Below are 16,003 nucleotides of genomic sequence, written 5' to 3'. Positions count from 1 at the left end.
CTGGTTTGGGTTAGAAAAAACTTAGTTTTTTATAGCTTAAATTAAGGTTAGTGTGACCACAAATAAACAAGGCTTATTCGTTTATAATAAAAGTAATCAACACGAAATTATGAAAACTTTAAAAGAGATCTTACAAAGCCAAAAGGCGTTTTTTGATAGTAACGTAACTAAGGATTACCAGTTTAGATTAGAGAACTTAAAAAAACTTAGAGAGATCATTGATATTTATGAAAATGATTTCTATGAAGCTTTAAAAAAGGATTTTAATAAATCTGCTTATGAAACATATATTAGCGAATTTGTCTTAATAAAAAAAGAGCTAAACTATGCGATCAGACACCTTAAAAAGTGAATGAAACCAATTAAAGCGCCTAGAAACACTTTTCAATTTTTTGCCAAGGTTTCATATCGTTACCAACCTTATGGGAATACTTTGATCGTAGCACCATGGAATTACCCGCTGTTGTTGGTCTTTAACCCGTTGGTGGCAGCAATTGCAGCAGGAAATACAGCAATCATCAAACTAAGCGAGTTTGTTCCCCACACTTCAAAATTAATGCTGGAAATCTTTAACAAATATTTTGATGAAAAGTACATTTACTTCATTGATAATAATAAACATTCAATTGAAGAGATGATGTCATTAAAATATGATCATATCTTCTTTACAGGTAGTAGTAATGTGGGCAAAAAAGTGATGCAACAAGCTGCAACCCACTTAACACCAGTAACCCTTGAACTAGGTGGAAAATCTCCTTGTATTGTTGACACAAACACAGATCTAGAGAAAGCTGTTAAGAGTTTTTTATTTGGCAAGATCTTAAATGCTGGACAGACCTGTATTGCGCCAGACTATTTAATTGTTCATAGTTATCTCTATGATGCATTCATTAAGGAATTGATTAAACAAATTGATGATCTAAACCTTAATAAATCAAATATGACTCACATCATTAATGATCAACATTTTAGACGTTTAGAAGCTTTATTAGCTAAAACTCCCAAAGAAAAGATCGTTTATCAAAAAAACAACCAAGGTAATTATTTCCACCCAGTAATCATTGGTGATGTCGCCTTTAATGATGAGATCATGCAAGAAGAGATCTTTGGTCCGGTTATCCCTGTTATGAAATATGAGAACCTAGAACATTTATTAAAAGAACTAAAGAACAAAGAACGTCCTTTAGCCCTATATATGTTTAGTAATGACAGAGTCATTACTGATAAAGTGTTTAGCACCCTAGAGTTTGGTGGTGGGGCAATTAATGATACGATCATTCATATTGCTAACAGCCACACTCCGTTTGGTGGTGTTGGAAATAGTGGGATGGGTAATTACCATGGTTATTTTGGGTTTAAAACGTTTAGTTATGCCAAAACGATCTTAACCAAAGCTGGGTTTGATAATAATTTAAGATATCGTCCTTATACTGAAGATAAATTCAGAGCAATTAAAAAGATTTTTAAATAATCTGAAGCAAAATCACATATCTTTAATGTAGTTAGAATCTTTAGTTATTTCTAAGAGGGTTTATGAACCCTTTTGCACTAATTAATCTTTTCTTGATATAATTAGAGATATTAATCGATTGATAGTTATTTAATGAGCTTTTAGTTTTTTGTTTAAATAACAATGTTAAATTCCAAAAAAAGAAAGATCATTAAAATTGTTGCTTTATCAACAAGTTCTTTAGCAATTGCTAGTGGTACGACATTAGGGATTCTTTATAGTCAAAATTCTGGTAGTAGTAATGACACCTTAGTTCAAAGACAAAATAAGGTTACTTTGGACGGGAATGGTAAAGCACAAGACGCATATAACTCTAATAGGGATAATAATTTACCAGATACCCCTACTCCTCCAGTAACTAAGGCTCCGGTTGTAAAAGAACAACCTAAGCCTGAGAAAAAACCAGAACCAACTCCTCAACCTAAACCTCAACCAAGACCCGTTGATCCCAACGATAAGTTTGCTCAGACAACAAATATTAATTACGTAACGTATGACAAACCAGATTATCGTTTGGATGCAACTACACCTCAGCAACCTAACGATCCAACTAAAGCTGTTTTAGATAGTGCTCAAACACAAGCTTTATACGAGCGTACTAAAGCATCAATCTCTAAAGCTAGAGCAGCACTTGAAAAAGCTAGAGCTAAAGGTGTAGCTGGTGCTGATGATTTAGAAGCAAAACAAACCTTTTTAAAAGAATCTGGATATAGTACTAATCCTGATTTCTATGACATTGTTTGAAAAGGTTTATTTACTGAAACTATCCGTGGTAAAAAGAAAATCGATTGATTATTAGAGTCTTTAAACTCTTTTTATAATGATAGTTTCTTAATGTCTGAAGCTAAAGCAAACAGAACATGAAGAATTAACATTAATATGGACTTTACTGTTAACGTTTCATTTGGTTATCTAAATGAAGGTGACAACCCAGTAATTAAATACTACAAGGATGTTTATCGTCACCGTGTTTTAGGAACACCTAATAAGTGAGCAGTTGATAATCCAAGAGATATCTTAGAGGGTAACTTCAGTGGTTGAGTTAAAACTGATAAGACTAGCGAATTTATTAACGACGCTAAATATGGCATCACCGCAGATGATGGTATTACAGTAAGACACTACACTCCTGGTGATACTAAAGATTCTTACTATGCAAATAAGAAACCAATCAATGTCTTTGTTTTAGACGTTGATAAGACTAGTGGTTACCAAAAATTCATTGATTTCTTAAACAAAGCTAAAGACACGACTTCTGAGATTGGTGTGGTATTACAAAACGTTGGTAAAACACATACGAATAGAAACGTATATGACATTATTAAAGCGTTACCTAATAATGTAGCTACTTTAACAGTTTTCTTTGAAAACTCTGATACTACTTCATTATTAGCATTAGAAAACCGACACTTAAAAGAACTTAATATTTACACAACTGGACAAGTTAATAGTGGTCTGTGAGCAATTAACCCATTAGCACTAAAACACATTAACTTTATCCCATCATTATTAGCTTATAACGTTGGTGGTTATGGAGAAGGAATAGTTGTTGCTTCAACTCCAATTATTGGTAAATTAAAGTTTGATCGCAATGATGATTACAAGCGTGTTCAAGAAGGTTTAGATATAGCTAAAGCAAGAAGAAGCGAAAGAATCTTCCAAGGTAATTTCCAAGGTGAAGGCGCTAAACCAGTTGCTTGAGACTTCTCAAGTGCCCCGATTATTAGAACATTACAAAATATTGATGTTCATGATGCTGAGTTAAGAGAATTAACCCTATCTTCAGAATTAATCGATACAGATGAACATGGTAACATGTTAGTTACATATAATTTATCTGAATTTAATCACGCTCAATTTGATAGAGCTTTAAGATATGTTTCAATTTCACCTGATCGATATATCTACTTTGGTAAAGGAACTGAGATTCTTCAACCAGAATCATTAATCTTAAAAGGTGAAGCTAATCAATTAGAACAAGGTAGTGTGATCGAATTAACACAATTTATTCATTATGCAACAACAGGTGGTGCATTTAAAAAAGTGTATACTTCATCACAATCTGTGGCAGATGCGATTAATTCAGCAGCTGCAGGTTGAAGAACTAAACCTCAAGTAATTGTTGTGTCAGCTAGTGAATTAGAAAAATTCAAACCTAAGATCTTCCACGTTGATCCATCTTTAAATTCAATTGGGCAACCACTTAACAAGACTAATCAAAATTCATAATCTGGTTTTTTAAACTTGTGGAAAGTTTCAACTGCTTGTGGACTTATTCATTGTGTTAAGATAACAGCACAACAAAATCGATATATAATAAAAATATATAGGTTTTAATTCTATTTAAAAGATTCAAAAAGATTTATAGTTATTTAATGAGCTTTTAGTTTTAGTTAAACATCGATAAATGTTAAGTTCAAAAAAAAGAAAGATCATTAAATTAATATCAATTAGCACATCATCTGTTATTATTGGTGCTGCTAGTACATTCGGAATAATTTATTCAACAACTGAATCCAATTCCCAAACAACATTAATTCAAAGAAATAATGTCGTTAAGTTGGATCAAGGATCTAATGGGGTTAACGATTTGCAAAACTCAAATCGTGATTTTAATTTGCCACCTGAACAACAAAAACCTGACAATAAACCAATTATTGTCAATCCACCTGAAAAGAAGCCAGAAGCAAAACCAGATCCACAACCTAAACCAGAACCAAAGCCTCAGCCAAAACCTCAACCTTCTCCGTTTGATAAATTGGCACCTGATACACAGATTAAATACGTTACTTATACCCCTGGAAACTATAACTTAGACCCTAATACACCTAAACAACCTAACGACCCAAGTAAGCAAGCAATTCGTGATGCAGCAGCTGCTGCTTTATATAAAGAAACAGTTACTTCACTAACCAGTGCAAGAGATAAGTTAGATGCTGCAATTAAAAGCGGTAATGGGGCTAATGATACTGCTACTCGTGATGCGATTAGAAAATTATCAGGTTATGATGGTAACGAAGATTTCTTTAACAATGTTTGAAAACAACTGTTTACAAACGTAGTTAATGGTAAAACTGCTGCTGAGTGGTTACTTGATTCAATTCAGAATTGATTGAATGGTAACCTTATGGGGGAATCAAAAGCTAATCGTACTTGAAAAATCTTTGTTAATAAAGATCTAACTGTTAATGTAGCTTTTGGTTATAAAAACGAAAATGATAACCCAGTTTTAAACTACTATAAAGAAGTTAACTCTTATAAAGTTTTAGGTAACCCAGATTGGAAATACAGTCCAAATTCAGATGATATTATTAAGGGTAACTTCAGAGGTTGAAGTAAAACCGATGTATCAGATCAATACACTAATGGAACTTATGGAATTGGTAAAGATGATGGTATCCAAGTGTTAAATTATAGTCCTGATGATAAATCAAGTGATTACTACAAAGATAAAAAAGATCTAAAGATGTTTATCTTAAATGTTGATAACACTTCAGGTTATCAAAAATTCATCGACTTTATTACTAAAGTTTATGAAAATGATAAGAATAGTAAGATCGGTGTAACCCTTAAAAACGTTGGTAAAGCTCATACTACAAGAAATGTTTATGACATTATTAAAGCTTTACCACCTAATGTGGAAACTCTAACAGTCTTCTTAGATGGTGCTGATACTACATCATTATTAGCTTTAGAAGACAGACGGATAAAAGAATTAAACCTTTACACAACTGGACAAGTTAATACTGATCTATGAGGTATTAACCCATTAGCGTTAAAACACATTAACTTTATCCCATCATTATTAGCTTATAATGTTGGTGGATTTGATCCATATCCCCCTGGATCAACAATTGCTTCAACGCCAATCTTTACGACCTTAAAATTTGATCGTAATGATGATTACAAACGAGTTCAAGAAGGTTTAGATATTGCTAAAGCTAGAAGAAGTGAAAGAATCTTCCAGGGTAATCACCAAGGTGATGGCGCTAAACCAGTATTCTGAGACTTTGCTGATGCTCCAATTATCACCAGCTTAAAGAATTTAAATGTTCATGATGCTGAATTAAAACAAGTAAGATTATCTAGTAAATTAATTCAAAGTGATCCAGATAGTGGTACTACTTTCGTAACTTATGATTTAGCAGACTTTAACCACTCTCAATGAACAGCAGCAATGCAATACCAACCAAGCTATTTAAAACGTTATATTAGCTTTGGTCGTGGTACTGAAATTGCCCAACCTAACACTTTAGTCCTTAGAGGTGATATCAGCACATTAGAACGTGAAGGTTTAGATAACCTATTATCATTCATTAAATACACAACTAATAGTGGTGCATTTAGAAATGTTCTTGTCTCTTCTGATTTCTTAGGTCAACAGTTACAACAAGCTGCAGCTTCACAAAATAATTCACTTACTTATACAGTGTTATCTCTTGAAAAACTAAACGAAGTTAAAAAACTAGAGTTTGGTATTGACAACACACTTAACGCGATTGGTGAACCAAAAAATAAAGCTTAAAATTTAAAATCTGATCAAAAACTTATAATTCTATAGATTAACAATATAGTTTATAATAATTTAATATAGGTGAGATTAAAGATTTATAGTTATTTTGATAAGCTTGTTTTAGTCAAACTATTGAAATGATTAGCTCTAAAAAAAGAAAAATCATCAAATTAATTGCGCTTAGTACAGGTTCTGTTACTCTGGGTGTGGCAAGCACCTTGGGAATTGTTTATTCAACTCAACAAAAAGAATCTCAAGCTAGCTTATTTCAAAGATCAAATAAGGTTTCATTAAATACGAATGCTTCAAATGCAAACGATTCGCAAAATTCGAATCGTGATTTTAATCTGGAAAATGCTCCAGAAAAACCAGAGAGTAAGCCAGTAGTAGTTGTTAATCCTCCTGAGAAAAAACCAGAACCAACTCCACCAGAACCTAAAAAACCAACAATAGAAGATATGTTGCCTCAATCTTCTGAAGGTTTTGTTGATATAAATAATTTACCTGATTTAGATTTTAGTACGCTCAAACCTAAAGAAAATCCTGGTGGCAAATTAACAAAAGAACAAACTGAAACTATTAAAACTGCAGTGTCTACTTTAGTTAATTTAACTAAAGATTTACCAAAACAATTCACTGATGAACAAATTAGACAAATTAACGATGCAATTTATGAAATAAGAAAATTAGGTGCGGCAACAAAAAATGAAGGCAAAAAGGATTGAACAGTTTTATTACAAAATTTATATAATAATGATGGTAGAACTACAAGCGAAAAATCTAAAGCTATAGGTTTTCAAATTATCAATGATGCTTACAATTTACCTAAAGAATTTAAAGATATGTGAGCTAATATTGAAAGAGATTTAGATGAATTTTTAGCTAAAGGTATGGTGCCAAATATTCAATGAGGTTATACTGGTAATTCTTGAACCTTTATAGATCATTCAGATAATGTAGTAAGAAATAGAATGATATCAGATCATCAAAATAGATATTTTGCATACGATAGTGAATATAAACGTAATTCTAAAGTTATTCGTGATTTAGATTATGAAGGTTTTAAAAAACAAGACGCAACTAATAGTTTTATTGAATATGGAGCAGGAAGTAACAATGGTATAACTGTTTTACAATATACACCTGAAGGCGAATTTGCCAAAAGTAAAGTTAAAGGCAATCGTTTAATAGCTGTTTTAGATGCATCAAATGTTGCAGGTTATAATAATTTCCTTAACTTTTTGAAAAAAACAGAACAAGCTGGACAAAAATTGGATGGTATAGTTATAAGAAATATGGGCTTAATTGATAAATATCAAGATTTTAGTAAAATATTAGCTCAAATGCCAGATTCAATACAAAAATTAACTTTATTCTTTGAAGCTAGAGATACTTCATCATTAATTGGTTTAAAAGATAAAAAAATACAAGAATTAGATTTATATAATTCAAGCAATACAGTAGCTGATGATTGAGGTATTAATCCATATGTTTTAAGAGGAGTAAAAAATATTACTTTTGATTACAATCATGAATCAATCACTACTTCTACGGTCCAACCTAATAATAAAAATATGCCCGGTTCTATAGTATTTAATACCTTAAAATTTGATAAAGGCATGACCTTAGATCAAATTAATGAAGGTTTAAGAATTGCTCTTAAAGATAGATATGGCGAGAGAATTTTTCAAGGAGCATTTGGAGATGGCTCATGACCTACTTATTTAGATTTTTCTAATCTTCCAGAAATCAAAAGTTTACAAGGTATGAATTTCTATGGTAGAGTATTTAAAAAATTAACCCTTTATAACAATTCGAATGTCTTTACTCTAGATAGTAAAACTTTACATCAACAACAATGATCAGCTTTATTAATTAAAGGACCCGATCGTCCTAAGTTAATGTTTGTTTCTCCTCAAAAAGTTGATACACTTTATATACAAGGCAATGCTGTGGATTTAGGCAATAATTGAGGTCCAGAACTTTATGGATTAATTGAATCAGGAAAATATGTTTTCCAAACAGTTTATGTAGATAATGAAACAATGGCAAATACATTAAATAATTCTCAAGCCTTTACTACTTTTGGTAAAAGAGCAATTGTAAAACCAAGCAACTTTGATACTAATGAAGGAAATAGTGAAATCATCTCGTTTGAATAATTCAAAAGTTTTAAGATTCAATTGAGAAAAAGAAAATATTTTAAGAGTTATAGCTTTATCTACTCTGTTTATCTTTGTTGTTATTTTTGGCTTCTTATTTGAATTTGCTATGAAGCATTTAAGTGTTAATTTACTTTCTTATGAAGATTTGTTTAACACTCCTTATACTTTACATAAAGGATCAAATTTCTATGTATTTTATACTGTAATTCTCTTTGGTCTTTTAATAATAATAAGTACTATGAAAAGTTATTTTTTAGGCAATAAAAATAACAAAGAAAATGTCTTATTATTTATTGATAATATTTTCCGTTTTTTACAAGCTGGAAATGAAGTTGCCGCTTCTTTAGATAAAAAACCTTCAATCGATGGTTATCAAGCAACTTTAAACACTGAAATTTCGCAAGCAGAACAAAGATTTATTTAATAATGAAAATGGTTCAATTGCTTCCTTTCAAAATGTTTTCTTACCGATGGATGATTTATCTGATCCTTCAGCTGTAGCTGTATTTAATCACTTAAATTCTTCATTAGTGCTTTCAAGAGAAATTAGTGCTAAAAATATTTTTCCTGCTTTTGATCCTTTAGTTTCTTCATCAAATAATGTTAATCCTGAATTCATCGGTCAATGGCATTATAATGCCATTTTAGAAACTAGATATATTTTGCAAAAATATAAAGAAATCGAAGATATTATGTTAATTTTAGGTTTTGATGAATTAGACGATCAATCTAAAACAATTGTTAAAAAAGCTTTACAATTACAAAAATTCTTCTCACAAAATTTCTATATGACAGAACATTTTACACTTAAAAGTAGTGTTTTTGTTAACTTGGGAGATACAATTGGTTCAGTTGAGAAAATTTTAAAAGGTGAATTTTTAGATTTAAATCCAGAAAAATTCTCATATATTGATTCAGTAGATGATATTAAAATTTAAAAAATAAAAAATTCATTTTAGAACTTTTTACTATATAGAAAATATATTGATTTGATTAATTTTGCCTTTAAAACAGCGTTTTGATCAAGAAAAAAAAGAGTAATCTTAAACTTTTTATAATTCATTAGAATTATTATTTAAATATAAAAGAAAATTTTTAATTTTCTTAAGGAGTATTATGAAATTAAAATTCAAACATTTATTTTTAGGTAGTGTTTTGTTGTTAACTGGATTAACACCTTTGATGGTAGCTTGTTCTAAAAAACAAATAGATGATAAAATTAATCCTACAACTCCATCAGACGAAGAAAAAAAAGCTAGTGATAAACACGGAGGTTTAGTAGAAGTACAACCAGAAAGACCTTCAATTAACTTACCAGGCACTAATCCAACTAATCCGACAATTCCAACTAATATACCTGGAAAACCACAATTGGCTATTGATAATATTGAAGCATATAGAAAATTGTCAACAACTGAAAAAAATAAAGTTGATTTAGAAGGGTATGTTAAAGCTTTAGAAGGTTTGCGTGGAGAATTTAATGATTTACAAAAGAGATTAAACGAACGTTATAAATTACCAATTTTAAGTGAAAGTGAAATAGAAGAATATAACAAAAAAGCACAAGCTGCTGGACAACCTGATTATAAGAGCGCTATTTTACGTAATTTCTCAGTAGTTAATAAAGATAATTATCTTTACATTAATCCAATTAGAGATTCAACAAAAGCTGCTTATTGAAATTCAACACCAGGTAATCGTGGTTTACCAAGATATTTACCTAATGAGATTTATAAAAAAGTAGCTTTACAAACTTTTGCTATTGAATTTAGTAACTTCAATGAGGAAATGGCTAAAGTTCAAGGTGGTCAAAACTATAGTTCTTTAACTTATAAAGGTACTGCTTGAATTCTTGATTATGAATTAGATGATAGCGGATATCCAACAAAATGATACTTAGCGACAAATGCTCACGTTGCTGCTGCATTAATGAAAAAAGAAAGCGACGGTTCAAGATTTACTAACATTGTTGATGAAAAAGCTGAAGCACAACGTTATCAAAAAGCTAAAGCAGCTTTTGATGCTGGTGAAAACAAATGAAAAGAATTAACTAAACCATATCAAGAAAAAATTGAACGTTTATACGGAGAAAAAAATAGATATATTGGTTTAAAACAACAAGCTGAAACAAATGGTGACGCAGCTAAAACTAAAGAATATGAAGATTTAATTAAAAAAATCGAAGATATTGAATTACCAGCAGCTTATCAAGAACAAAATGCAAACGCTACTGTTGAATGAAATAAACTAGATTTACAATTTAGAATTGATTACGATAAAGCAGCTAAAGATTTAAAAGCAGGCTTTTTAGGTTCAACTAAAACAGTTTCTTTATCACATTTTAACCAAGATACTCCTTTAAATAAATGATTAAGAACTAACGCTATTGCTCCTACAGTGGAAAAAGTTAATTTATCACCTGATCAAGTGAAATTAATTTATGCTGGAATTGACTTCTTAAAAACTAGCCCTAAAGATTATGTTGATCCTTCTTCACCAATAAGTAAAATTGAAGAATCAGCTGATTTTGCTGTTTTAGAAATTAATTTTAAAAAAGCAAATGATAGCGATTATAAATATGTAAAAAATACTGGCACTGGTGTTTTCTTTGAAGAAAAACCAATTGAAAGTGCTGAAGCATTGGCTAAATTAATTACATCTGATTATGCTAATTGAAAAAAAGAAGAACAAATAAGCTTTATTACTAAATCGCTTAAAGCAACTTATAAAGAAGATGCAAAAGCAACAATAAGTGATGTAACTTTAACTGACGGCAGAAAAACTACTTTATCTAGAAGTAATTTAAGTTTAATTTCAGTAGGTTTCCCTACTTCTTCAACAGATGGTTATATAACACCTACTTATGATCAAACTGAAGACTTATTAGAAAAATCAAGTCAAAGTTTATGAATTAACAAACCAATTTATATTGGCGAAGGTAGAGAAGAAGCTGGTAGAGTTTCAACTAAAGAATACGGTGGAGGATTTAATAGAACTCTAGCTATTAGAACCTTTTTAAATATGCCGGGTATTACAGACTATACTATAGCTAGTCCATTAATACGTTCTGAAAGTAATGAAGGTTATGTATATAACTACATTAAAGATACAGAGTCTACATATAAAGGTAATCAATATACCAATTACGGTTTAGGATATTCACTTAGTTCATGACAACCTTTAGGTGGAGCTTCAGGTTCTAGTGTAAGAACTATTGATAATAAATTAATCGGTATTAACTTTGCAGTGGCAGATGGAACCGGTGTTTCTTTAACAGCATTTACTCAAGCTTTTAGAAGTGAAGGTGAAACTTACAATGGTTTTTATGGTAAATACCAATTAGAAGAATATGATTTAATTTATGGTGGTGGTAAGAAGCAAAGAACTTCATACCGTGAAGCCCTAAAGTCATTAAACACAAATATTAAAACAGCATTATTCCCAAATGGAATAAATGAAATTCCAGAAGAATTTAAATTCAAAAATCAATAAAATTTTAATTATTTTATGAAGGAAGCATAATAAAAGCAAAAGAGATTAAATTACTTATTAATTTAGTCGCAATTTCAACTATTTCTATAGCAGGAAGTATAATTGCTAAAGTTATTGTTGATAATTCTAGTGATAAAGCTAGAGATTTAAATGTTATTATTGCTTCAAGAGGTGATAAATTAGTTTTAAATTTATAAAATGTTGAAACTGATCATATTAATTACTCAAATAAAGATAACAATTTAAAAGAAATAAAAGAAGAAACAATAACTCCTGTAGTTAACGATAAAGAAGAAAATCAAGTTGAACCTCCTGTGGAACCTAAACCTGAACCAAGACCCGTTGATCCTAACAACGTTTTTGCTGACACAACACAAATCGAATACGTAACTTATGATAAGCAGGATTACGGTTTGGATCAGAACACTCCTAAACAACCTAACGATCCAAGTAAACGGGTTTTAAGTGATGCTGACGCAATGATACTTTTAGAAAAAACTAAAGCTTCATTGAATGCTGGTAAACAAGCTCTTTTACGAGCTATTGTCAACGGTGCTGATGACACAGCTGCTCGTGATGCATTTAGAAAAGCATCAGGTTATGGTGGCAATGAAGAATTCTTCAACAAAATCTGAGAAGGATTATTTACCAAAACTTGAAACGGTATTAAATTTATTGATTATTTGCTACAAGGTGTAGAAAGAGCTTTAAACGATAATAATTTTCTTTTATTTGAATCTAAAGCTAACCGTATTTGAAAAATCAACATTAATATTGATCACTCAATTAACGTTTCATTTGGTTATGAAAACCAAGATAATGACCCCGTAATTCGCTACTATAAAGAAGTTTATTGTTACCGTGTGTTAGGTACTCCTAATAGGTACTCCTAATAAGTTAGCTGTTGATAATTCTAGAGATATCTTGGGTGGAAATTTTGCTGGTTGAGTTAAGACAGACTTAACTAATGAATTTGTAAAAGACCAGAGGTACGGAATCAGCTCAGCTGATGGTATTCGTGTAAGAAATTACAAACCAGCAGATCCAAACGATCCCTATTATGCTAATAAGAAAGAAATAAATGTCTTCGTGTTAAGTGTCGACAATACAAATGGATACGAAAAATTCATAAACTTCTAAACAAGGTTAAGAATACAACTTCTGAAATTGGTGTTGTGTTAGAAGATGTTGGTAAAACTCACACTAATAGAAACGTTTATGACATCATTAAAGCATTACCAGATAATGTGGTAACTTTAACAGTGTTCTTTGAAAACTCTGACACAACTTCATTATTAGCTTTAGAAAACAGACACCTAAGAGAACTAAATATCTATACAACTGGACAAGTTAACAGTGGTCTATGAGCAATCAACCCATTAGCTTTAAAACATATTAACTTTATTCCATCATTATTAGCTTACAACGTTGGTGGTTACGCAAGCGGGTTACAGTTGCTTCAACTTCAATTATTGGTAAATTAAAGTTCGACCGTAATGATGATTACAAGCGTATTCAAGAAGGTCTAGATATTGCTAAAGCAAGAAGAAGCGAACGTATCTTCCAAGGTGATGGTGCTTAACCGGTATTCTGAGACTTTGCGGATGCTCCGATTATTAGAAATCTTAAGAACTTAAACGTTCATGATGCAGAATTAAGATATGTGAGATTATCAAGTGAGTTGATTCAAACCACTTCTAGTGGTAACACATATGTAACTTACGATCTATCTGACTTTAACCACTCACAATGAACAGCCGCTATGCAGTACCAACCAAGTTATCTAAAACGATACATTAGTTTTGGTAGAGGAATTGAAATTGCTCAACCTGAAATATTAGTTCTTAGAGGTAATATCAGTACGTTAGAACGTGAAGGTTTAGATAACTTAGAATAATTCATTAAATACACAACCAACAGTGGTGCATTTAAAAACGTTTATGTTTCATCACAATATTTAGCTGATCAGATTAATGCAGCAGCATTATAACAAAACTATATTAATGTTAAGGTTCTACCTTTAGAAACATTAGATAAAAATCAATTAAAAGTGTTTGAGATTAATCCAAACCTTAACGCAATCGGTGAGCCAATTAAGAAAACTAGCTAGTTAGCATACTATTAACAAAAGCAATAATTTGGCTTATAATTATTTATATAGAAGTTAATATTTCAATATTGACAGTTATTAATGAACTTAGGTTTGTTTTTTTAAATGATAAGTTCTAGAAAAAGAAAACTAATTAAGATAATTAGTTTATCTGCAGCATCAATAGTGATGGCCGGAAGTGCCACTTTTGGAATAGTATATTCAAATACTATTAGCAATAATACAAGCAGATTAATAGAAAGAAGTAACAAAGTTGAATTGGATGCGAATACGGCTGATAACAGTCAGTATAATTCGAATCGTGATTTTAACACGCCAAAACAACCTAAACCCGAAGAAAAACCAACTCAGGTTATTCCGCCAGAAAGAAAACCTGATCCAACACCAAAGCCAGAACTTAAACCAACACCAACACCAACACCAAAGCCTAAACCAACACCTACCCCAGTTCCTGAGCCATCAGGAATTCCTTATGCTAAAACCGACTACAATCTTGATTCATCTACTCCGACTTTACCATATGATCCAAGTGTGCAAACAGTTTTTGGAGACAAGGTTGGTGCTATAATAGCAGACTCTAATAGAATTTTAAATACGATCAAAAATATTGTTAAACAAGGTTTAGCTGCTAACACTGAAGCAAATAAGCAATTATTTAAAAAAACTATAGGCTACAAAGGGAACGATCTATCTTTTGATTACTATTGAAATAATCTATTTAAAGAAAGAAACGAACCAGGTAGAACTCAATATGGTTTCCAAGATTTACAAATTTCATTAGGTGCTGTAACTGCTAGAGGTATTGAAAATGAAGCAAAAGCTAACCGTGTTTTACAAATCATGGTTCCTAACGTTTCAGTAACGTTTGGTTACCAAGACCCATCTGAAAACCCTGTTTTAAATTACTACAAAGAAGTAAACAAAAAGAAACTTTTAGGTGTCCCTAACTGGCAATATAATGAAAACCCAAGAGACATCTTAAATGGAGATTATCGTGGTTGAACAAGAACGGATAATACGCAACAATTCATTAATGATCCTAAATATGCAATTACTGCTGAAGATGGTATTACTGTAAGACATTACACTCCTAATGAAAGAAATGATGATTACTACAAAAACAAGAGGGATGTTAATGTCTTTGTATTAGATGTGGATAACACTTCAGGTTACAACAAGTTCATTGAATTCTTGAAGAAAGCCGCTGATACTACACAAAGTATTGGTGTTGTATTAACCAATGTTGGTAAAACAAGTACTACTCGTGATGTTTATGACATCATTAAAGCTTTGCCTAAAAACGTTAAGATGTTAACTGTTTTCTTTGAAAACTCTAATACAAGTTCATTATTAGCTTTAGAAAACCGCAGATTAGACGAGCTTAATATTTATACAACAGGTACAGTTAATAGTAACCTATGAGGTATTAACCCACTAGCATTAAAACACACCAACTTTATTCCTTCAACTAATAACTATAACGTTGGTGGATTTGATCCATATCCTCCTGGATCAATAATCCCTTCAACACCAATCTTTGCCGCTTTAAAATTTGATCGTAACGACGATTTAGCGCGTGTTCAAGAAGGGATTGATATCGCATTTAATCGCAGAAACGAACGTGTCTTTAATGGTCAGTTTCAAGGTAAGGGAGGTAAACCTGTAGTTTGGGATTTCTCTGACGCACCAATTATTCGTTCGTTTAAAGGATTAAATATTAGGGATGCTAACTTAAAGATCGTTAGATTATCTAAAGATTTAATTACCAGTGATGACACTGGTGAACACTTAGTTTATAATGTCTCAGAATTTAACAATTCGCAATGAACAAGTCTTATGTCATATCAACCTGAAAGAGGTAAATACATTACCTTTGGTCGCGGAACTGAACTAAAACAACCTGATGATTTAATCTTATTAGGTAAGGCGAGTGATCTAACAAGTACTGGTGATCTAGCTACATTTATTAAATATGCCCGAATGGGTGGATCGTTTAAAACGATTATTGTCACCGATCCAGCGTTACAATCAATTGTTAGTGGGATCGCATATGGAGCTAATGTTCAATTAGTTTCACCAGAAGATGTTGAGAAGCACAACCTAAAACCTAGGATCTTTGAAATCGACAACACTTTAAACCCAATAGGTGATAAATTAGATAAACCTTCTAATGTAAATAGCAACTAACAATAAAAAATCCGATCTATCAAATA

Annotated in this window: 9 protein-coding genes and 1 pseudogene; all 10 read left to right on the top strand. The window is 31.2% G+C overall.

Annotated features, from left to right (window positions below):
• The first annotated feature begins 52 nt into the window (after positions 1-52).
• The 10 genes and pseudogenes from D2833_RS03950 (at position 53) to D2833_RS03895 (ending at position 15,977) form a co-directional block, all read left to right on the top strand.
• Complete coding sequence (locus D2833_RS03950; protein WP_011113974.1) at positions 53-1,471, top strand: aldehyde dehydrogenase family protein; 1,419 nt, start codon at positions 53-55, stop codon at positions 1,469-1,471.
• Positions 1,472-1,633: 162 nt separating this feature from the next.
• Positions 1,634-3,739 carry a putative immunoglobulin-blocking virulence protein gene (locus D2833_RS03945; RefSeq protein ID WP_027333140.1) on the top strand — a complete coding sequence of 702 codons (2,106 nt, stop codon included), beginning with the start codon at positions 1,634-1,636 and terminating at the stop codon, positions 3,737-3,739.
• A gap of 178 nt (positions 3,740-3,917) precedes the next feature.
• Complete coding sequence (locus tag D2833_RS03940; RefSeq protein ID WP_027333139.1) at positions 3,918-6,035, top strand: putative immunoglobulin-blocking virulence protein; 2,118 nt, start codon at positions 3,918-3,920, stop codon at positions 6,033-6,035.
• Between the two features lie 125 nt (positions 6,036-6,160).
• Complete coding sequence (locus D2833_RS03935; RefSeq protein WP_117274125.1) at positions 6,161-8,185, top strand: putative immunoglobulin-blocking virulence protein; 2,025 nt, start codon at positions 6,161-6,163, stop codon at positions 8,183-8,185.
• A gap of 271 nt (positions 8,186-8,456) precedes the next feature.
• A pseudogene (locus tag D2833_RS03930) lies at positions 8,457-9,126 on the top strand (ATP synthase beta subunit C-terminal domain-containing protein); the annotation flags it as partial.
• Between the two features lie 178 nt (positions 9,127-9,304).
• Positions 9,305-11,680: an Ig-specific serine endopeptidase MIP gene (gene mip / locus D2833_RS03925; RefSeq protein ID WP_027333291.1), complete on the top strand. Its 2,376-nt coding sequence runs from the start codon at positions 9,305-9,307 to the stop codon at positions 11,678-11,680.
• A 314-nt stretch (positions 11,681-11,994) separates the two neighbouring features.
• A complete protein-coding gene (locus D2833_RS03915) occupies positions 11,995-12,573 on the top strand; it encodes a hypothetical protein (RefSeq protein WP_011113968.1) in 579 nt (192 codons plus the stop codon).
• 222 nt (positions 12,574-12,795) lie between these two features.
• Complete coding sequence (locus D2833_RS03905; RefSeq protein WP_318023757.1) at positions 12,796-13,164, top strand: IgG-blocking virulence protein; 369 nt, start codon at positions 12,796-12,798, stop codon at positions 13,162-13,164.
• 179 nt (positions 13,165-13,343) lie between these two features.
• Positions 13,344-13,577, top strand: coding sequence for a hypothetical protein (locus D2833_RS03900; protein WP_011113965.1), 234 nt, complete (start codon positions 13,344-13,346; stop codon positions 13,575-13,577).
• A gap of 318 nt (positions 13,578-13,895) precedes the next feature.
• On the top strand, positions 13,896-15,977 hold the full coding sequence (locus tag D2833_RS03895) for a putative immunoglobulin-blocking virulence protein (RefSeq protein ID WP_027333292.1): 2,082 nt from the start codon (positions 13,896-13,898) through the stop codon (positions 15,975-15,977).
• Positions 15,978-16,003: the final 26 nt, after the last annotated feature.

Source organism: Mycoplasmoides gallisepticum, from assembly GCF_900476085.1.
In the GTDB taxonomy this organism is placed as follows: Bacteria; Bacillota_I; Bacilli_A; order Mycoplasmatales; family Mycoplasmoidaceae; genus Mycoplasmoides; species Mycoplasmoides gallisepticum.
This window is presented reverse-complemented; position numbering and strand designations above follow the sequence as displayed.